Origin of the sequence: Burkholderia sp. Se-20373, assembly GCF_017104705.1 — a bacterium.
GTDB lineage: Bacteria > Pseudomonadota > Gammaproteobacteria > Burkholderiales > Burkholderiaceae > Burkholderia.
Genome location: NZ_JAAGPH010000007.1, coordinates 20,163 through 38,665, shown reverse-complemented (window position 1 = coordinate 38,665; position 18,503 = coordinate 20,163). Strand labels below are relative to the sequence as shown.

General features: G+C 67.3%; 18 protein-coding genes. 12 read left to right on the top strand and 6 right to left on the bottom strand.

Annotated elements, in window-relative coordinates; translation table 11 throughout:
• The first annotated feature begins 36 nt into the window (after positions 1-36).
• Positions 37-579: a hypothetical protein gene (locus G3N96_RS03955; protein ID WP_206136287.1), complete on the top strand. Its 543-nt coding sequence runs from the start codon at positions 37-39 to the stop codon at positions 577-579.
• Positions 580-692: 113 nt separating this feature from the next.
• On the top strand, positions 693-1,874 hold the full coding sequence (locus tag G3N96_RS03950) for a cystathionine beta-lyase (protein ID WP_206136286.1): 1,182 nt from the start codon (positions 693-695) through the stop codon (positions 1,872-1,874).
• 87 nt (positions 1,875-1,961) lie between these two features.
• Here G3N96_RS03950 and serB read toward each other — a convergent pair whose 3' ends face one another.
• Both serB and G3N96_RS03940 read right to left on the bottom strand, forming a co-directional pair.
• Positions 1,962-2,807, bottom strand: a complete 846-nt coding sequence (gene serB / locus G3N96_RS03945) for a phosphoserine phosphatase SerB (protein ID WP_124583346.1) — start codon at positions 2,805-2,807, stop codon at positions 1,962-1,964.
• Between the two features lie 166 nt (positions 2,808-2,973).
• Entirely contained in the window at positions 2,974-3,915 is a 942-nt protein-coding gene (locus G3N96_RS03940) for a LysR family transcriptional regulator (RefSeq protein WP_206136285.1), read from the bottom strand.
• Between the two features lie 122 nt (positions 3,916-4,037).
• Here G3N96_RS03940 and G3N96_RS03935 point away from each other — a divergent pair, with 122 nt between their 5' ends.
• From G3N96_RS03935 to G3N96_RS03925, 3 genes are all read left to right on the top strand, one after another.
• Positions 4,038-5,054, top strand: a complete 1,017-nt coding sequence (locus G3N96_RS03935) for a zinc-binding alcohol dehydrogenase family protein (protein ID WP_206136284.1) — start codon at positions 4,038-4,040, stop codon at positions 5,052-5,054.
• 159 nt (positions 5,055-5,213) lie between these two features.
• Positions 5,214-5,765, top strand: a complete 552-nt coding sequence (locus tag G3N96_RS03930; RefSeq protein WP_206136283.1) for a DUF6013 family protein — start codon at positions 5,214-5,216, stop codon at positions 5,763-5,765.
• Positions 5,766-5,999: 234 nt separating this feature from the next.
• Positions 6,000-6,473 carry a PliI family lysozyme inhibitor of I-type lysozyme gene (locus G3N96_RS03925; RefSeq protein ID WP_124583354.1) on the top strand — a complete coding sequence of 158 codons (474 nt, stop codon included), beginning with the start codon at positions 6,000-6,002 and terminating at the stop codon, positions 6,471-6,473.
• A gap of 41 nt (positions 6,474-6,514) precedes the next feature.
• Here the strand turns inward: G3N96_RS03925 and fetB are convergent, their stop codons facing one another.
• Positions 6,515-7,318 carry an iron export ABC transporter permease subunit FetB gene (gene fetB / locus G3N96_RS03920; RefSeq protein WP_039357836.1) on the bottom strand — a complete coding sequence of 268 codons (804 nt, stop codon included), beginning with the start codon at positions 7,316-7,318 and terminating at the stop codon, positions 6,515-6,517.
• Positions 7,315-8,016, bottom strand: coding sequence for an ATP-binding cassette domain-containing protein (locus tag G3N96_RS03915; protein ID WP_206136282.1), 702 nt, complete (start codon positions 8,014-8,016; stop codon positions 7,315-7,317). Before G3N96_RS03915 ends, fetB begins: the two co-directional genes overlap by 4 nt.
• Before the next feature lie 152 nt (positions 8,017-8,168).
• Here G3N96_RS03915 and G3N96_RS03910 point away from each other — a divergent pair, with 152 nt between their 5' ends.
• Positions 8,169-10,466, top strand: a complete 2,298-nt coding sequence (locus G3N96_RS03910) for an AsmA family protein (RefSeq protein WP_206136281.1) — start codon at positions 8,169-8,171, stop codon at positions 10,464-10,466.
• A gap of 12 nt (positions 10,467-10,478) precedes the next feature.
• On the opposite strand, the gene G3N96_RS03905 is transcribed toward G3N96_RS03910, so the two are convergent.
• Positions 10,479-10,931, bottom strand: coding sequence for a lipocalin-like domain-containing protein (locus G3N96_RS03905; protein ID WP_089494962.1), 453 nt, complete (start codon positions 10,929-10,931; stop codon positions 10,479-10,481).
• Between the two features lie 172 nt (positions 10,932-11,103).
• Here G3N96_RS03905 and G3N96_RS03900 point away from each other — a divergent pair, with 172 nt between their 5' ends.
• The 6 genes from G3N96_RS03900 to G3N96_RS03875 all read left to right on the top strand — a co-directional run bounded on the left by G3N96_RS03900 (position 11,104) and on the right by G3N96_RS03875 (position 17,836).
• Entirely contained in the window at positions 11,104-12,696 is a 1,593-nt protein-coding gene (locus G3N96_RS03900) for an ABC-F family ATPase (RefSeq protein ID WP_124583360.1), read from the top strand.
• Positions 12,697-12,939: 243 nt separating this feature from the next.
• Entirely contained in the window at positions 12,940-13,689 is a 750-nt protein-coding gene (locus tag G3N96_RS03895) for an FkbM family methyltransferase (protein ID WP_206136280.1), read from the top strand.
• Entirely contained in the window at positions 13,690-14,682 is a 993-nt protein-coding gene (locus tag G3N96_RS03890) for a phosphotransferase (RefSeq protein WP_206136279.1), read from the top strand.
• Position 14,683: 1 nt separating this feature from the next.
• Positions 14,684-15,562, top strand: coding sequence for a radical SAM protein (locus G3N96_RS03885; protein ID WP_206136278.1), 879 nt, complete (start codon positions 14,684-14,686; stop codon positions 15,560-15,562).
• A complete protein-coding gene (locus tag G3N96_RS03880; protein WP_206136277.1) occupies positions 15,559-16,620 on the top strand; it encodes an asparagine synthase-related protein in 1,062 nt (353 codons plus the stop codon). The genes G3N96_RS03885 and G3N96_RS03880 overlap by 4 nt, the downstream gene beginning before the upstream one ends.
• A 7-nt stretch (positions 16,621-16,627) precedes the next feature.
• Positions 16,628-17,836 carry a glycosyltransferase gene (locus G3N96_RS03875; protein ID WP_206136276.1) on the top strand — a complete coding sequence of 403 codons (1,209 nt, stop codon included), beginning with the start codon at positions 16,628-16,630 and terminating at the stop codon, positions 17,834-17,836.
• Here the strand turns inward: G3N96_RS03875 and G3N96_RS03870 are convergent.
• Positions 17,793-18,482 (bottom strand): CmcI family methyltransferase, encoded by a 690-nt coding sequence (locus tag G3N96_RS03870; protein WP_206136275.1) that lies wholly within the window; start codon positions 18,480-18,482, stop codon positions 17,793-17,795. The genes G3N96_RS03875 and G3N96_RS03870 overlap by 44 nt on opposite strands.
• Between the last annotated feature and the right edge of the window lie 21 nt (positions 18,483-18,503).

Genomic DNA, 18,503 nt, shown 5'->3' with positions numbered 1-18,503 from the left:
ATTTTCGAGCGAATCTGAAGCAAGGAGCAACACACGGTGGGTCGATATTCGCAATGGCAACGGGCGCTCGTCGTCGCGGGCGCGCTGGCGGCGGGCATGGTGTTGCCGGGCGTCGTCGCGGCGCAGGCTGTCGCGCCGGGCGCGCAGCAGGATGAACCGGCCATGGCGCGGCCGCTGAAGCCGAATCCCGAGTTCGCCCGCCTGCCGCGCTACGAAGGCACGCTCGGTGACCGGCCGATCGTCGTGCATCTCGGCCCGAAGACGGACGAGGAAGGCGTGCACGGCGAATACCAGTTCGCCGATACGGGCGAGGTCGTGCTGCTCGCGGGCGATCGCGATGGCGACACGCTCGAAATCGAGGAATCGAACGACGGCACGAACATCACGGGCGTGTGGATCGGCCGCTTCGACGCGACGGGTGATCTGAAGGCCGACCGGATGAATTCGGACGAGTCGGATCCGCAGCCCGTCGTACTGCGTCTCGCGCCGGGCAAGCGTGCGGCGCTGCAGGTGCGCGACGGCCGCGTGCAGGAAATCGAGACGGTGGGCGGCGTCGTCAATCTGCGCACCGACGACTGAACCCGCGCTGGCTCGGTGTGCGCGCCGCGCATTGTACCGGGCCAATTGCGCCGATTTTGGCTAATCTAGCTGCATATTCCGCAACCGAACGGCCTCGTGCCCCGCTTCCCGTCATGACTGCATCCACTCCCAAGCGCGCACTGCAAACCCGCATCGTTCAACCCGACGACGTGATCCCGGAAGGCTTCCGTTCGTTCGTGCCGCCGGTCGCACGCGCGTCGACGGTCGTGTTTCCCGATCTCGCGACGATGCGTGCGCTCGTCTGGCACAACGACAACCAGTGGCGCTACGGCCTGCATGCGACGCCGACGTCGCTCGCGCTTGCGCAGCGGCTGGCCGAGATCGAGGGCGGCACGCATGCGCTGCTGCAGCCGTCGGGCCTCGCGGCGATCATGAACGTCTACTTCGGGATCGTGAAAGCCGGCGACGACGTGCTGATTCCGCACAACGTGTACGGGCCGAACGCCGATTTCGGCAACTGGCTCGCGAAGGATTTCGGCATCACCGCGCGCTTCTACGATCCGCTGATCGGCGCCGGCATCGCCGACCTGATCCAGCCGAACACGCGGCTGATCTGGATCGAGGCGCCCGGCTCGGTGACGATGGAAGTGCCGGACGTGCAGGCGATCACGGCGGCCGCGAAGGCGCGCGGCATCGTCACCGCGATCGACAACACCTTTTCGGCCGGGCTCGCGTTCAAGCCGTTCGAGCACGGCGTCGACATCTCGGTGCAGGCGCTGACCAAGTACCAGTCGGGAGGCAGCGACGTGCTGATGGGGGCGACGATCACCGCGAACGCGGAGTTGCATGCACAGCTGAAGCTCGCGCGGATGCGCTGCGGCATCGGCGTGTCGGTCGACGATTGCTCGCTCGTGCTGCGCAGCCTGCCGAGCATGCAGGTGCGTTTCGACGCGCACAGCAAGAGCGCGCTTGCGCTCGCGCAATGGCTGAAGGCGCGGCCGGAGATCGCGGCGGTCTTGCACCCGCAGATCGCCGATTGCCCGGGGCACGCGTCGTTCATGCGCGATTTCACCGGCGCGGGCGGGTTGTTCTCGGTGGTGTTCGACGAACGCTACAGTGCGGAGCAGGTCGACCGCTTCGTCGAGTCGCTCGAGCTGTTCGCGATCGGCTGGAGCTGGGGCGGCGCGTGCAGCCTCGCGATGCCTTACGACGTCGCGTCGATGCGTCCGGACTGGGCGCATCGCGGCACGCTGGTGCGTTTCTATGTCGGCCTGGAAGACGAGGGCGACCTGCGTGCGGACATCGAGCGCGCGATGCAGGCTGCGCTGGGCTGATCGCCCGCCGACAACGTTCGGCAGAAAAACAAGACGCCGGCGCGATGTTGCATCGCGCCGGCGTTTTTCATTTCGGATGCCGCGGGATCAGAACAGCCGCAGCAGCCCGTCGAGGCCGACATGATCGAACGCGACCGTCGCCGCATCGCGCACGACGGGCTTCGCGTGGTACGCGACCGACAGCCCGGCTTCGGCCATCATCTTCAGGTCGTTCGACCCGTCGCCCATGGCGATCGCCCGGCGCGGCTCGAGGCCGAGCGACGCGCACGTCTCGCGCAGCAGGCGCGCCTTCACGTCGGCGTTGACGATCTCGCCGAGCACCTTGCCGGTCAGCTTGCCGTCGACGATCTCGAGCGTGTTCGCATGCGCGTAGTCGAGGCCGAGGCGCGCCTTCAGCCGTTCGGTGAAGAACGTGAAGCCGCCCGACACGAGCAGCGTCTTCATGCCGGCGGCCTTCACGCCGGCGAGCATCTTCTCGGCGCCCGGCGACAGTTGCAGCCGTTCCTCGTATACGCGTTCGAGCGCGTGCGCGTCGAGCCCGGCCAGCAGCGCGACGCGGCGCGTGAGGCTCTCATTGAAGTCGCGGATCTCGCCGCGCATCGACGCTTCGGTGATCTCGGCGACCTGGGTTTTCAGCCCGCAGAAATCGGCGATCTCGTCGATGCACTCGATCGTGATCAGCGTCGAATCCATGTCCATCACGGCGAGCCCGAAATCGCCGAGCGAGAGGCCGGCCTCGACGAACGCGAAGTCGAGCGCGTGCGTGCCGCAGTAGGCATCGATGTCGAGGCGCTGCGCCGGGTTCGCGTGGTCGATCCGCAGCGCATGATCGTCGGTCTGCACGATGCGGGTGCCGCGCGACAGCGCGAGCAGCGGTTTGTGATGGGTGTCCGACAGCGGCGCAAGACTCTGGATGACGAGGTTGTGGGTCATGACGGGATGGTTGGGAAGCGAATGAAATGCGTCTGCGGCCAACGGGCAGCCGCCTGCCGATGCGGGCCCCGTCCGGCGTCGGGCCCTTGCGTGGCGAACGCGCCATTGTAGCCGGTTGGCCGCACGCGGCGGTCGGGTGAGGATCGAAACCGTGCGCGGGAGGCGGTCATGGCCCGTCCGCGCGATCCCAGTACGGCGGATCGCCGAAATGCTCGGCCAGGAACGTGATGAAGGCGAGCGTCTTCAGCGGAACGTGCGCGCGGCTCGGGTAGACGGCCCAGATCGCGATGTCTTCCGCGAACGGATAGTCGTCGAGCACGGTGACGAGCGCGCCGCTCGCGAGCAGCGGGCCGACGTCCCAGGTCGACTTGATCGCGATCCCGAAGCCGTCGACGAGCGCTTCGCGGATCGCCTCGCCGTTGCTCGCGACGAGCCGGCCGCCCACCCGCACGTTGAGCGGGCCCTGCGGCGTGGCGAACGACCAGTCGCGCTGGTCGCCGAGGATCACGCATTCGTGCTGCGCGAGGTCGGCCGGATGGCGCGGCGTGCCATGTTCGGCGAGATACGCGGGCGAGCAGCACAGCACGCGGCGGTTCGTGGCGAGCTTGCGCGCGACGAGCGTCGAATCCTTCAGCGCGCCGAGGCGGATCGCGACGTCGTAGCCGTCGTCGACGAGATCGACGATCTCGTCCGACAGCCGCAGGTCGAGCGACACGGACGGATAGCGGCGCAGGAACGCGGGAATCACCGGCGCGACATGCTGGCGGCCGAACGACGACGACATCGACACCTTCAGCCGCCCGTACGGCTCGGAGCGGCCGTGGCCGACCGATGCGCGCGCGGCATCGGCGGCCGACAGCAGCGTGTCGGCGTGCGCCATGAAGACTTCGCCGTCCTGGGTCAGGCTGATGCGGCGCGTGGTGCGGTGCAGCAGCCGCGCGCCGAGCTGGCGCTCGAGCTGCGCGATGCGCGCGCTCGCGACCGCGGCCGAGACACCGAATTCACGGCCGGCCGCCGTGACGTTCGCGAGCAGCGCCGCGCGCACGAACAGCGCGACGTCGAGCAGGTCGAGCGGCTTGTCGGGAGCCGGAATCGGATCGGAGGCCATTATTCTGAAATTCCTGAAAATGTTTCAGGAAATATAGCGCTTTTCTCGAATGATCGGGTTGCCTACGATGACGTTCATGGGGCTGCGCCGCGGCCCACAGGTTTCCTTGAAGGAGTGTCGTGATGAAAGCCGTTGGACTGACCCGTTATCTGCCGATCGACGACCCGCAAGCGCTGCTCGACGTGGAGCTGCCGCAGCCCGTGCCGGGCCCGCGCGACCTGCTCGTGAAGGTCGAGGCGATTTCCGTGAACCCGGTGGACTTCAAGGTGCGCGCGCCGAAGCCGCAGGTCGAGGACACGCCGCGCGTGCTCGGCTGGGATGCGGCCGGCACGGTGGTCGCGGTCGGCGCCGACGTCACGCTGTTCCGGCCCGGCGACGAAGTGTTCTACGCGGGCAGCATCACGCGGCCGGGCGCGAACAGCGAATTCCATACGGTCGACGAGCGGATCGCCGCGCTGAAGCCGCGCACGCTCGATTTCGCTGCCGCCGCCGCGCTGCCGCTGACCGCGCTGACCGCGTGGGAAGCGCTGTTCGACCGGCTGCGTGTGTCGCCGCAGGGCGCGGACGCCGGCAAGTCGGTGCTGATCATCGGCGGCGCGGGTGGCGTGGGTTCGATCGCGATCCAGCTCGCGAAGACGCTCGGCAAGCTGCACGTGATCGCGACCGCATCGCGGCCGGCGTCGGCCGAATGGGTGCGCACGCTGGGCGCGGACACGGTGGTCGACCATTTTGGCGACCTGCCTGCGCAACTGCGCGAGGCCGGGCACCCGAACGTCGACTACGTGCTGATTTTCAACGACACGGATCGTCACTTTCCTGCCGCTGCGGAGGTCATCCGGCCGCAGGGCGGCATTTGCACGATCGTCGAGAACGACAAGCCGGTGCCGGTCGAACTGCTGAAGGCGAAGAGTGCGGCGTTTCACTGGGAATTCATGTTCACGCGCGCGATGTTCGAGACGCCGGACATGATCGAGCAGCACCGGATCCTCGGCGAAGTCGCGCGGCTGGTCGACGGCGGCACGCTGCGTACCACGGTCGGCGAACAGCTCGGCACGATCAACGCGGCGAACGTGCGGCGCGCGCACCAGCTGCTCGAGGCCGGGCGTTCGATCGGCAAGCTCGTGCTGAGCGGCTTCTGAGCCGGCATCGCGCGTAAGGTTGCGGCGCCGCGAACGCAAGCGGGGTAACACCCGATGCGTTTGCGGCGCATTGCATCCCGCTTGGCGGTAGACTGGCAGCGCATCATGCATCGAAAACCGCGCGGCACGCGCGTGCCGCCGCATACCAAGGAGGTCAGCATGAGCCAACGCAGCTTGTCAGTCGCCGCAACGTGGTCGGTCGTGTTCGTGGCGGCGTGCGTCAGCGCGAGCGTATTCGCGGCGCCGCCGGTCAAGGGCAGCCTGAAGGGCGGCGGTACGGGACAGCTCGAATACACCGTCAAGGTCGAATCGAAGAGCTTCGGCAATACGCAGGAGACCCGCAAGATCCGCTCGGGCGAGACGGACGACTTCAACTGGAAGTCGGTGCCGCCGAGCGGGGCGGTCGCGATGCCGGACGGTTGCCCGAACGCCGACAGCCTGCCGCGCGACGAGAACGGCGCGATGGTGCGCCAGACCCAGGTGCGGCTCGCGCCGTCGATCGACGCGAAGGGGATCGCCAACGTGCAGCTGAGCTTCCAGGCGGCCGCGCCGAAAGGCACGCGCAACGTGACGGCCGGCGGCAAGTCGCTGCAGTGTCCGGACGTCGTGTCGGTGAGTCAGGTGAAGTGGGTGTCGATCCCGACCAACGGCGGGTCGAAGTCCGTCACGATGAGCGATGGCTCGAAGGTGACGGTGTCGATCAAGCGTTGAGCGGTGCGCGCGGGCCGCGCGTCGGACCAGGTGCGCGCGCAACGGCTTCGACTTGCGGTACCACGCGGCGACACGTGACCGTTTCGTGTCGCCGTCACAGTGCTTTCTCGCGACCTGCTTCAACGGCATGGCAGCCGTTCGCCGTGCGACAGGGTCGCGTAGCGACCCGCATGACGTCATGAGCATGTCACGCCATGCTCGCCCGCATCATCACCTTCCTGTCACGACATCCCGATGAAATACCGAATGCGCGCGTTGCTGTACGCCATTGCATTCGTCGCCGCACACGCGCACGCGGCCGACGATTGCGGTTTCGTGAAGAAAGTCGGGCTGCCGTCGCGGCAGCAGGTGGCGGTCGTATCGAGCGGCGCGCTCGAACCGTGCTCGACCGGCAGCTATGCGGTGCGCGTGTATTCGACCGCGCATGCAGCCCCCGGCTTCGATACCGACGATTACGTGACGGGCACGCTGCATGTGCGCGATGGTACGGTCACCGATGCATTCGCGGCCGACCTCGGTGCACGTGCGCCTCAGGTGCTCGTCGTGACGACGCGCTCGGCCGGCAGCGGCGGCTATGTCGGCGCGCAGGCGTATGTGACGACACCGCGCGCGGTAAGGCTCGTCGCGTCGGTCGACGGGCTCGCGCCAGACGCGGACATCGCAGCCGCGTTGCGGCAGGCGCTCGGCAAGCGCCGCAGCGCGCGCTGAATGGCCAACCGCGCGAACGCATCGCGCGATGGTGCCGCGTGTCAGTGCGCGCGTTCTTCGAGTCGCGCCGCGAGAAAGCGGTGGTCCGCCGAGAACAGCCGGCGATAGGTCATCAGCACCGCACCGACCGTGCCGAGCGCGGAGGCCGCGGCGATCAGGAACATGATCACGATCTGGTAGCGCACGGCCTGCAGCGGCGACTGGCCGGCCAGCACCTGGCCCGTCATCATCCCCGGCAGGCTCACGACGCCGACGACGGCCATCTGGTTCAGCGTCGGCAGCATGCCGGCGCGCACGGCCTGGCGCGCGGCGTCCTGCGCGGCTTCCCAGCGCGTCGCGCCGAGCGCCAGCGCGGTTTCGACACGGTCGCGGCGCGCCGTGAGTTCTTCCATCATCCGCTCGACACCGAGCGACACACCCGTGAGCGTGTTGCCGAGAATCATCCCGAGGATCGGAATCGCGTATTGCGGCGCGTACCACGGATGGATGCGGATCACGACGAACAGGCCGACCGCCGCGACGAACCAGCTGCTGAACCAGATCGACGCGATGCTGTCGATGCGCTGGCCGCGATACGTGCGCTTGCCGCGCCCCGCGCCGGCGAACCCGGCGATCAGCGTCATCAGCGCGGTGAGCGGCAGCACGATGTACCAGTGAGGATGACCGAACACCCAGCCGAGCACGTAGCCGATCGCGAGCAACTGCACGACGGTGCGCACGGCCGCGAGCGCGAGCTTGCGGCCGAGGCCGAGCGACAGGGCCATCGAGATCGCGCCGTTGACCGCGACGAGCGCGGCGGCGATGCCGACGTCGACGAGGCTCAGGTCCTGCAGGGCGGGGCTCATTGCGCGGCCTCCGTCGGGTTGGCCACGTGCATCACGCCGGCCTGCATCACGAGCCGCACCGTGCCGATTCGCGCGGCCTGGGCCGGATCGTGCGAGATCCACATGTATGCACGGTCGTCGGGTGCCGCGTCAAACCACGCGCCGACGAGCGCCTCGATCGCGCGCGCCGATTCGGGGTCGAGCGCGGACGTCGGCTCGTCGAGCAGCAGCACGTCGGGATCGAGCTGCAGCACGCGCAGCAGCGCGGTGATCTGCGCTTCGCCGCCGGACAGGTCGCTCGCGCGTTTGTCGAGAAAGTCGGGGCCGCGACCGGCCTGCGCGGCGAGCGCTTCGGCGCGTGCGCGATCGAACGCCACGTCGCGATAGATCGCGAGCGAATACGGATAGCGCAACTGCGATTCGACGGTGCCGTCCATCTGCGCGGGGCGCTGGCGCACATAGGCGATGCTGCGGCGGTAACGCGGGATCGCATTGCGCCGGATCCGTTTGCCGCGCCACAGGATGTGGCCGCCGTCGAGCGGGTCGAGCAGCGCGAGCGCGCGCAGCAGCACGCTCTTGCCCGACCCGGACGGCCCGGTGATAGCAATTCGCGATCCCGCCGCGAGGCTGAAATCGGTCGGCGCGAGCAGGGTCTTGCCGCTGCTGGCATCGCGCCGCGTGATGCGCGCTGCATCGATGAGGCCGGTGGGGGCTGTCATGTCACAAATGAAAAAAAGCGTTAATGGCGCCGAAACGTCACCATGGCGTGCGTCATAATACCGATTGAAAAGCCGCGGGTGTCGTGCGCCGTTCGTCCACGCAAGCGGCCCGGCATGGTGCGGCAACATTTCAGAACAACAACGGAACCGCCATGACGCTAGCCCGAGCCATCGGCAAATCGGCTGCATGGATCGTCGGTATCGTCGCGGTGCTCATCGCGGCGGCCGGCGTCTTTCTCTTTATCTTCGACTGGAACCGCGCGAAGCCGTGGGTCAACGAGCAGGTCACGGCCGCACTCGGCCGCCCGTTCGCGATCAACGGCGACCTGAAGGTCGGCTGGCGCCGCCCCGACGGCGAAACCGGCTGGCGCGCCTGGGTGCCCTGGCCGAGCTTCACGGCCACGCAGCTCGAGATCGGCAACCCCGACTGGGCGAAGATGCCCAAGTTCGTCACGCTCGATGCCGCGCACTTCGATCTCGCGATCCTGCCGCTGCTCGCGCATGAAATCGTGATCCCGTCGATCGACGTCGTGAATCCGGCCGTCGACCTCGAGCGGCTCGCCGACGGCCGCAACACGTGGACCTTCCAGTTCAAGCAATCGTCGCAGCCGTCGCCGTGGAAGGTGCGGCTCGACAGCTTCGGCTTCGCGAAGGGCACCGTCACGTACCGCGACGCGATCACGAAGGCCGACCTGACCGTCGCGATCGATACGCTCGGGCAGCCGATTCCGCTCGGCGACGTGCTGAAGGAGCAGGAGCAGACGTCGCGCGCGGCATCGGCGCAGCGGGTCGGCAAGCATGGCGCCGCGCAACTGAGCGCGAAGGCCAACGCGGAGGCCGCGTCGAGTGCGTCCGCCGCGCAGGCTGCGAGTTCGGCCTCGGCCACCGGTGCTTCGACCGGGTCTGCCGTGGTGTCGGCATCGTCTTCTTCGGGCACCTCTTCTGCATCGGTGGTTGCTGCCGCGTCTGGTGCAAGCGGTGCAAGCAGCGTCGCGGCGCCCGCGAAGCCGTCCGGCCCGACCTATGCGTTCGGGCTGAAGGTCGACGGCCGCTACAAGAACGTGCCGATCAGCGGCACCGGCAAGCTGGGCGGCGTGCTCGCGATCCAGGACGCGTCGCGGCCGTTCCCGTTGCAGGCCGACGTGAAGGCCGGCGACACGCGGCTCGCGATCGTCGGCACGCTGACCGACCCGATGCATCTCGCGGCCATCGACCTGCGGCTGTGGCTGCAGGGCACGTCGATGTCGCATCTCTATCAGCTCAGCGGCATCACGCTGCCCGATACGCCGCCTTACGCGACCGAAGGTCGGCTGATCGGCAACTTCAAGCGCAGGGCCAGCACCTTCCGTTACGAGAATTTCAATGGTCGCGTCGGCGGCAGCGATCTCGGCGGCACGCTCGTCTACGAGCAGCGCGAGCCGCGGCCGAAGCTGTCGGGCGAACTCGTGTCCAACCTGCTGCAGTTCTCCGATCTCGCGCCGGTGATCGGCGCGGATACGGCCGCGAGCAAGGCCAAGCGCGGCGACACGACGAAACAGCCGGCGGGCCGCGTGCTGCCGGTCGAGACGTTCCGCACCGACCGCTGGCGTGCGCTCGACGCGGACGTCAAGTTCACGGGGCGCAAGCTGGTCAAGAGTTCGGACCTGCCGATCACCAACCTGTACACGCACATCGTGATGACGGATGGCGTGCTGTCGCTCGAGCCGCTGCAGTTCGGCGTCGCGGGCGGCACGCTCGCCACGACCGCGCATCTCGACGGCAGCGGTGCGCCGCTGAAGGGCCGCTTCACGGTGGCCGCGCGGCACCTGAAGCTCAAGCAGTTGTTCCCGGCGCAGAAGGTCATGCAGTCGGCGCTCGGCGAGATCAACGGCGATGCGTCGCTGTCGGCGACCGGCAATTCGCCGGCCGCGCTGGCCGCCACGTCGACCGGCGAGGTGAAGGCGCTCGTGACGGACGGTCGCATCAGCCGCCTGCTGATGGAAGCGGCGGGGCTGAACGTCGCGAACGTCGTCTACGAGAAGCTGTTCGGCAACAACGACGTGAAGATCAACTGCGCGGCGATCGACTTCGTCGCGACCAACGGCATTCTCGACCCGAAGGTGTTCGCGCTCGATACGGACGACGCGCTGATCAACGTCGACGGCCCGATCAGCCTGCGCGACGAAACGCTGAACCTGAAGATCCATCCGCACACGAAGGGTTTCCGGATCTTCTCGCTGCGCTCGCCGCTGTACGCGAAGGGCACGTTCAAGAACCCGAACGTCGGCGTCGATGCGGGCGCACTCGCGCTGCGCGCCGGCGCGATGGTCGGCCTCGGACTGATCAATCCGTTTGCGGCCCTGATTCCGCTGATCGCGCCGAGCAACAACCGCGACGTGCCGTGTTCGGAGCTGTTCGGTCAGATGAACGCGAAGGCGGCACAGCGGGCAGCGGCGAAGGCCGGCAAGTGACGCGCGTGCGCGTCAGCGGCCCGCGCGCACCCAGAGCAGCACGGCATCGACTTCCCGGCCGTCGATCCGTACCGGGGCGGCCGTGCCGAGCTGCAGGCGATCGCCGTCGAGCCTGACGGCGCGCTGCTGGACGTTGCCGATCCAGTTCGGGAACAGGCTGACGTCCATTTCGTGGGTCAGCGTGCCGTCGTCGGCGACCTGAAAGGGGCCGGAATACGCGATGTAGCCGCCGGCGGCCGCCGCGCGCTCGTCGGCGGTGCCGCCCTGCAGGTCGCCGTCCGCGTAGGGCGGTCGGCCGGCGGCCATCAACTGGGCGGACATGTAGCCGTCCGGCGTGTACAGGATCCAGCCGCGCGCGTCGCGGCCGAGCGGATACGTGACCGCGCTGCCGTCGCGCGGGCGGACTTCGTAGGATACGAGGCGCCATGCGCCGACGAGTTGTTCGCGAAGCTGGCTGGCAAGCATGCGGGATTCCGGTGAGACGGCGGTGGGGCGCGTGCCGTCGTGTTGGCGGGCCGTCGGGCGGCAGGACGGGGAGGGCCGGAAATGCGCTGCCGGAACGGCGTGGTCGGCAGTTTCTCCGACACCTGCTAAAATACACGGTTTTCCGTCGATTTATCCTTTAACGGGACCTGCCGTGCTTTCTACTGCCAACATCACGATGCAATTCGGGCCGAAGCCCTTGTTCGAGAATATCTCGGTCAAATTCGGCGAGGGCAACCGCTATGGTCTGATCGGCGCGAACGGCTGTGGCAAGTCGACGTTCATGAAGATCCTCGGCGGCGACCTCGAGCCGAGCGCCGGCAACGTCGCGCTGGAGCCGAACGTGCGTCTCGGCAAGCTGCGCCAGGACCAGTTCGCGTACGAAGACGTGCGCGTGCTCGACGTCGTGATGATGGGCCACACCGAAATGTGGGCCGCCATGACCGAGCGTGACGCGATCTACGCGAACCCGGAAGCCACCGACGACGACTACATGCATGCCGCCGAGCTCGAAGGCAAGTTCGCCGAATACGGCGGCTACGACGCCGAGGCGCGCGCGGGCGCGCTGCTGCTCGGCATCGGCATCGAGGAGAAATTCCACAACGGCACGATGAGCGACGTCGCGCCGGGCTGGAAGCTGCGCGTGCTGCTCGCGCAGGCGCTGTTCTCGAAGCCGGACGTGCTGCTGCTCGACGAACCGACCAACAACCTCGACATCAACTCGATTCGTTGGCTCGAGCAAACGCTCAACGAGTACAACTCGACGATGATCATCATCTCGCACGATCGTCACTTCCTGAACTCGGTGTGCACGCACATGGCCGACATGGACTTCGGCACGCTGAAGGTCTGGCCGGGCAACTACGACGACTACATGCTCGCGTCGGCACAGGCGCGCGAGCGCCAGGCCGCGGCGAACACGCGTGCGAAGGAGCGTGTCGCCGAACTGCAGGACTTCGTGCGCCGCTTCTCGGCGAACAAGTCGAAGGCCCGTCAGGCAACGAGCCGTGCGAAGCAGATCGACAAGATCAAGATCGAGGAATTCAAGCCGTCGTCGCGCCAGAACCCGTTCATCCGTTTCGAGTTCGAGAAGAAGCTGCACAACGTCGCGGTGGTCGCTGAAGAGATCACGAAGAAGTACGAGCGCACGATCTTCCAGAACTTCAACCTGTCGGTTCAGCCGGGCGAGCGGATCGCGATCATCGGCGAGAACGGCGCGGGCAAGACGACGCTGCTGCGTTCGCTGCTCGGCGCGCTCGCGCTCGAGCACGGCACGGTGAAGTGGTCCGAGAACGCGAACGTCGGCTACATGCCGCAGGACACGTACGAGGAGTTCCCGAACGACATCACGCTGATGGACTGGATCGACCAGTACCGCAAGGACGGCGACGACGAAACGATGGTGCGCGGCACGCTGGGCCGCCTGCTGTTCTCGTCGGACGACATCAAGAAGTCGGTGAAGGTGCTGTCGGGCGGCGAGAAGGGCCGCATGATCTGGGGCAAGCTGATGCTCGGCCGCCACAACGTGCTGCTGATGGACGAGCCGACCAACCACATGGACATGGAGTCGATCGAGTCGCTGCAGATCGCGCTCGAGCAGTTCGAAGGCACGCTGATTTTCGTTTCGCACGACCGCGAATTCGTGAGCGGGCTGGCGAACCGGATCATCGAAGTGCGCACGGATGGCACGCTGTTCGACTTCGGCGGCAATTACGAGGAGTTCCTGACGAGTCAGGGGCAGGAGTAATTGTCCTGACGCTTCCACTCATGCGTGGCTGCCAGGCAGTAGTACGAAGCCGGGGCGCATAGCAGCGCGAAGCCGCCAGAAGCGTATCGGGCCCGCATCGACAGTATTGTCGATGCGGGCTTTTTCATTTCCGTGCCGGTGAAGCGCGGGGTGTCGCACATTCCCGTTTCCTCCCGTCAATCGACTTCGGGTAAATTACGCTCCGAATACCACCTTCCATTCCGACCCGGAGCCGCTCCCTCGATGCAGGACCATCCTTTCCCGCTCGACCTGTCCGGCCTTGCGCCAAGCCTCTATGCGCAGGGCACCGAGGAAGGCATCCTGTCGCGCCTGATGGAGCGGATCGCGCCGACCCACCGCTTCTGCGTCGATATCGGCGCAAGCGACGGCCTGCGCAACAGCAACACCGCGCGGCTGCTGCGCGAACGGGATTGGTCCGGCGTGCTGGTGGAAGGGAGTGCGTACCGCTTCGGCAAGCTGGCCGCCCACTACGCGGGAGCGGATCGCGTTCGCTTGCACCACGACCGCGTCCAGCCCGACACGATCGACACGTTGCTCGCCGATGCCAACACGCCAACCGACTTCGACCTGCTGTCGATCGATATCGACGGCAACGACTACTGGGTCTGGCGCGGCCTGCAAGCGTTCCAGCCGCGCATCGTCGTGATCGAATACAACCCGTACTACACGCCGCCCGAGCGCTGGGTCATGTGCTTCAACCCGGACCACGAATGGGACGGCTCGACGTATTACGGCGCGAGCCTCGAATCGCTCGTCCAGCTCGGCAGGCAGAAGGGTTATGAACTCGTCTGCTGCGACGACATGGGCAACAACGCGTTCTTCGTGCGGCGGGACCTGTATCCGCTGCTCGGCATCGCGAACAACGATCCTTCGGTGCTGTTCCGCCCGGCGATGTACAAGGTGCGCTACGTCGGTCACAACACGTTCCTGAGCGGCCATCCGTATCGATACGGGCCGGCCGAGCACATCTGAATGGACTCGCTCGCCGCGACTTTCGACGAGATCCGCGATACCTATGCGCTGGGCCGCAGCGGGCCGCCGCGCCAGGTCGGCGAACGCGTATGGCACCTGCCGACCGATGACGGCGGCGTAGCGGTCAAGCTCTACGCGCTCGAACACCATGCGCGTGCGGCCAAGGAAGCGGCCGTGCTCGCGCACTTCGAGACGCATCGCGATGCGCGTTTCCATGTGCAGGCGCTGAAACGCACGACATCCGGCGAGCCGCTGTGGACGGGGCAACGCTCGCACGCGATGCTGACGCGCTGGGAAGCCGGGCAGTTCAGAACCTACGACACGTTTTCGCCGGCCGAATGGGATGCGCTCGGCGCGAGCCTGGCCGCATTGCATCTGAGTCTCGAGCCGCTTCATTTGCCGCAGCTCGACACGATCCGCGCACGCCTGACCGCGATCGACGCGGACGCAGTGCGCCGCCGCCTGCACGACGCACTCGATCGCGCACGCTCGAACCACGCCGCCGACAACCTGCGCCGCTACGTCGATCTCGCGCTGCGCCTGCTCGACCGCTACTATCCGGGCAGCATCGACGCGTTTCCCGCCGACGATCCGCAGCACCCGATCCACAACGACTACAACCAGTTCAACTATCTGTTCACGGGCACGCTGCCGCCGCTCATCCTCGACTGGGAAGCGTCGATCGGCGCGCCGCGCGAATACGAGCTGGTGCGTTGCCTGAATCATCTACCGCTGGAGGCGCCGCATCTGGCGGAAGCGTTCGTGCTGGCCTATCGGCGGACCCGGCCGGTCGATCCCGCGCGCCTTGCATGGGCGGTCGATGCCGCGTGTCTGCAGCACGCGCTCAAGCTCTGGATCGTGCAAGGCTGGCTCGACGATCCGTCGCGCTTTGCATCGTATCTGAACGGCGCGGTGACGATGGCTTCCGCGATGGTGGATGCGCGCGACCGTCTGGTCGATTTCTTTTCCCGTTGCATGGAAGCAGGACGCTGAAGTGAATGCGAATCTGAACCGGATGTCGAATCCGACGCCGCCCACCGAGCGGCAGCATGTGTTTCCGCCGCCGCTGGATCGCGATTACCGCGTCGAAGACGGGCGCGTGCTGACGCGCTCGCTCGAAGCGCACATCGTCGATCACTGCAACCTGACCTGCGCGGAATGCTGCTCGCTGTCGCCGCTGCTGCCCGAGTGGTATGCGAGCCCCGAATCGATCGAAGCCGATCTGCGCCGCGCCGCGAAGGTGCTGCGCCCGCGCATGTTCAAGCTGGTCGGCGGCGAGCCGCTGCTGCATCCGGCGCTCGTCGAACTCGTCCGGCGCGTGCGCGCCACGGGCATCGCGCCCGTGATCTCCGTCACGACGAACGGCCTGAAGCTCGGCGAGATGACCGACGCGTTCTGGCAGGCGGTGGATGCGCTGACGATCTCGCGCTATCCGAAGCCGTCGCTGTCGCCCGACCTGGTCGCGCACATCGAGCGCCAGGCCGCGCGCTTCGACGTGCGCCTGAACTGGAAGGTGCAGGACGTGTTCACGACGATGAACCGCGCGGAACCCGGTACCGATCGTGACGAAGCGCAGCGCCTTTATCACGATTGCTGGATTCGCGAGCGCTGCCATATGATTCGCGACGGCATGTTCTATACGTGCACGCGCCCGGCTCATTTCCATACGCTCTACCGGGGCGAGAAGGATTTTCAGTCCGACGGCCTGCCGCTGCGCGACGACGCAGGCATGCTCGACGCGATGCTCGCCTATCTGCAACGCGAGGCGCCGCTCGAAGCGTGCCTGCATTGCCAGGGCGGCAGCGCGCCGGTGGCGCCGCATCGCATCCTCAAACGTATCGAAGTGGACGCCTTGAAGGCGCGTTATCCATGATCGTCGGCACGCGCGACCCGTTCGGCTTCGACCGGCTTCACTACCATCCGCGCAGCGGTGCGGCGGCGTCCGGCATCCGGGCCCTCCTGCACACGTCGGGGCAACCGGCCGGCGAGCCGGACGCGGCGGCCATCGCGGGCTACCTGAGCGGCGAGCGGCTGGTCGGCCGCACCGTGTTGCGCGACGTGCGCGCAGTGCCGCCCGGCCATGCGCTGGTCCGTTCACCGCAAGGGCTGACCGTGCAGCCGGCACCCGGGCAGCCGCAGCACGCCGATCTGGAAACCGTGCTGCGCGCGTCGCTGCAGCGCGCGCTCGACAGCGGCAAGCGCGTTGCGCTGGCGCTGAGCGGCGGGCTCGATTCGGCGCTGCTGCTCGCGTTGCTGCGCGAACTCGGCGCGCAGCGGGACGTGACGTCCTACGTCCTCGTGACCGACATGCCCGACTATTGCGAACGCGATGCCGCACTCGAACTGGCCGCGCAGATGCAGGCGAACGTGAAGATCGTGCGCGCGAACGAAGCCGATTTCGTCGCGGCGCTGCCGAGAACGACGCATGCGGTCGAGGAGCCGATGTTCAACCTGCATCCGGTCGCGAAGCTGCTGCTCGCCGAGGCGATGGCCGGGGACGGCGTCGAGGTGGCCATCACCGGCGACGGCGCGGACCAGGTGCTGCGACGCGACCAGTCGGCCAACTATCTGCCGCTGTGCCATGCATTGTTCGATGCGGCGTCGGTCGACCTGCATCCGCCGTTCGTCGACGCTGCCGTCGTCGCGCATCTGACGAGCATCGCGCCCGACCCGGAGAAGCAATGCCTGCGCGACCTGGGTGCGTGCCTGAACCTGCCGGACCGTCTCGTACACGGCCCGAAGCGCGGGCGGCTCGCCCCGGCGATGGATCTTACGGCGCTGCTCGATCGCGACCGCACGCACGCGCTGGCCGACGCGCTCGGCCTGGCCGCGCCCACGCTGCAGGCGGATACCGAACGCGTGCTGTGGGCGACGCTTTCCCTGCTTCTCGATCATTTCGATTCCCTCGATGCCGCGCATCGCCCAACCTGAATCGTTCATGAAACGCGTCCTGTTCTGCGTGGTGCCCGAAAAGGGGCACGTCAATCCGTGTATCGGCCCGGCCCAGCATCTGCGTACCGCCGGGTGCGACGTCGCGTTCTATGCGCCGGCCGATCTCAGCGCACAGCTCGACGGCGCGGGCGGTTTCACGTTTGTGGGGCCGCGCGAGACGCCCGAGCGTCACGACCTGTCGCGCGGCGCGAGCTTCGCCGCGAACATCCGCGACGCGGACTGGTTGCGGCACTGGATCCGCACGCTGTTGATCGATCTCGCGCCCGCGCAGGTGGACGGCATCCGCGCGGTGCTGCGCGACTGGCGGCCCGACGTGGTCGTGATCGATCCGCTGCTCTATGCGGCGGCGATTGCGGCGGAGCTGGAAGGGCTGCCGTGGGTCTCGATGTCGAATTCGCTGAATCCGGTGCTGCCGGACGATCTCGATTCGGAACTGCTGCGCACGGTGCGATGGCTCACGCCGGAACGCACGCGGCTGTTCGCGCGCTACGGGCTCGATGCGCGCTTTCGCGGATGCGACATCCTCTCTCCGCACATGACGCTCGCGTTCACGACCGACGCGCTGGTCGGTGCGCCGCCGCCGGGCGTCGAGCTGGTCGGCCCGGCAATGCCGTCCGGCCCGCGCGGCGACGAGACGCCGTTCCCGTGGGAACGCCTCGATGCGGATCGTCCGCTGGTCTATATGTCGCTCGGCAGCCAGCTTTACTACCATCCCGATGTGTTTGCGAAGGCCATCGAGGCGGCGCGCGCGACGTCGGCGCAACTGGTGCTGTCGGTGGGTGAACTGGTCGATTCGGATCTGCTGCCGGCCGACGACGGGCGTGTGATCGCGGTGCGTTACGTGCCGCAACTGGCGCTGCTGCAGCGCACGCATGCGTTCGTCAGTCACGGCGGCGCGAATTCGGTGATGGAGTCGCTTGCGTGCGGCGTGCCGATGCTGCTGTCGCCGTTCTGCAATGACCAGTTCCATTCGGCGCACTTCGTCGAGCGGGCCGGCGCGGGGTGCGTGCTGGATCTGCAGCAAGCCGGCGTGGCGGATATCGCCGATGCGCTCGAACGCCTGTTGCGGCCCGGGACGTTGCGCGACCAGGCGGCGCGGATCCGCGCGAGCTACGCGTCGCGCGACGGTTCGGCCGAGGCGGCGCGCCTGATCAGCGCACTCGCTTCAGGAAACCGCCTGGCGACAGCGTCATGAGCACGCGGTCCTCGATGTCGTCGTCGATCTCGAAGCGGTTGTCGCGAGCGAGGAATTCGTGCGCGGCGGTGGCCGGGTTGTTGCCTTTGCCGTACGGCTTGCCATCGAACATCGACGCGGGCAGGTACTCCATGATGGTGTCCATCACGATCGCGTAGCTGCCGGGCGTCACGAGCGGCGCATAGCATTCGAGTTCGCGCAGCACGTGCGCGTGGGTGTGCGTGAGATCGAGGATCGCCATCACGCGCGCGTCGTCATCGATGTGCGCACGTACCGATGCGAGCGTGTCGTCCGCGCATGATTCGCCTTCGATCAGCGTCATCCGGTGGGCGAGCCGGTGCGATTGCAGGCGCTGCCTGACCTCGTCGCGCAGGCGCGGTTCGATCGCGACGACGCGGCCGCTGTCGCCAGCGAGCTCCAGCATCGACGCGGAGAATACGACGCCGCCGCCCGCCGCGATCCCGGTCTGCACGATGCAGTCGGGACGCTCGCGCCAGATCAGCTCCTGGAGCGCGAGCATGTCGCCGGGCAGGTGGAAGAAGCGCTCGCCGAGCCAGCGCGTCTGGAACAGATGGTCGAATTCGGCGGCGCGCGTCAGCCATTCGATATTGATGTCCCGCATGCGGGCCGAGGGACGCTTTGACATGGTCAATGCAACGAGTAGGAG

What these genes read in the sequence shown, in the direction of transcription:
- G3N96_RS03950 (WP_206136286.1), top strand. Translation starts at nt 693, where the DNA reads ATGACTGCATCCACTCCCAAGCGCGCACTGCAAACCCGCATCGTTCAA.
- serB (WP_124583346.1), bottom strand. Translation starts at nt 2,807, where the DNA reads ATGACCCACAACCTCGTCATCCAGAGTCTTGCGCCGCTGTCGGACACC.
- G3N96_RS03940 (WP_206136285.1), bottom strand. Translation starts at nt 3,915, where the DNA reads ATGGCCTCCGATCCGATTCCGGCTCCCGACAAGCCGCTCGACCTGCTC.
- G3N96_RS03935 (WP_206136284.1), top strand. Translation starts at nt 4,038, where the DNA reads ATGAAAGCCGTTGGACTGACCCGTTATCTGCCGATCGACGACCCGCAA.
- G3N96_RS03930 (WP_206136283.1), top strand. Translation starts at nt 5,214, where the DNA reads ATGAGCCAACGCAGCTTGTCAGTCGCCGCAACGTGGTCGGTCGTGTTC.
- G3N96_RS03925 (WP_124583354.1), top strand. Translation starts at nt 6,000, where the DNA reads ATGAAATACCGAATGCGCGCGTTGCTGTACGCCATTGCATTCGTCGCC.
- fetB (WP_039357836.1), bottom strand. Translation starts at nt 7,318, where the DNA reads ATGAGCCCCGCCCTGCAGGACCTGAGCCTCGTCGACGTCGGCATCGCC.
- G3N96_RS03915 (WP_206136282.1), bottom strand. Translation starts at nt 8,016, where the DNA reads ATGACAGCCCCCACCGGCCTCATCGATGCAGCGCGCATCACGCGGCGC.
- G3N96_RS03910 (WP_206136281.1), top strand. Translation starts at nt 8,169, where the DNA reads ATGACGCTAGCCCGAGCCATCGGCAAATCGGCTGCATGGATCGTCGGT.
- G3N96_RS03905 (WP_089494962.1), bottom strand. Translation starts at nt 10,931, where the DNA reads ATGCTTGCCAGCCAGCTTCGCGAACAACTCGTCGGCGCATGGCGCCTC.
- G3N96_RS03895 (WP_206136280.1), top strand. Translation starts at nt 12,940, where the DNA reads ATGCAGGACCATCCTTTCCCGCTCGACCTGTCCGGCCTTGCGCCAAGC.
- G3N96_RS03890 (WP_206136279.1), top strand. Translation starts at nt 13,690, where the DNA reads ATGGACTCGCTCGCCGCGACTTTCGACGAGATCCGCGATACCTATGCG.
- G3N96_RS03880 (WP_206136277.1), top strand. Translation starts at nt 15,559, where the DNA reads ATGATCGTCGGCACGCGCGACCCGTTCGGCTTCGACCGGCTTCACTAC.
- G3N96_RS03875 (WP_206136276.1), top strand. Translation starts at nt 16,628, where the DNA reads ATGAAACGCGTCCTGTTCTGCGTGGTGCCCGAAAAGGGGCACGTCAAT.
- G3N96_RS03870 (WP_206136275.1), bottom strand. Translation starts at nt 18,482, where the DNA reads ATGTCAAAGCGTCCCTCGGCCCGCATGCGGGACATCAATATCGAATGG.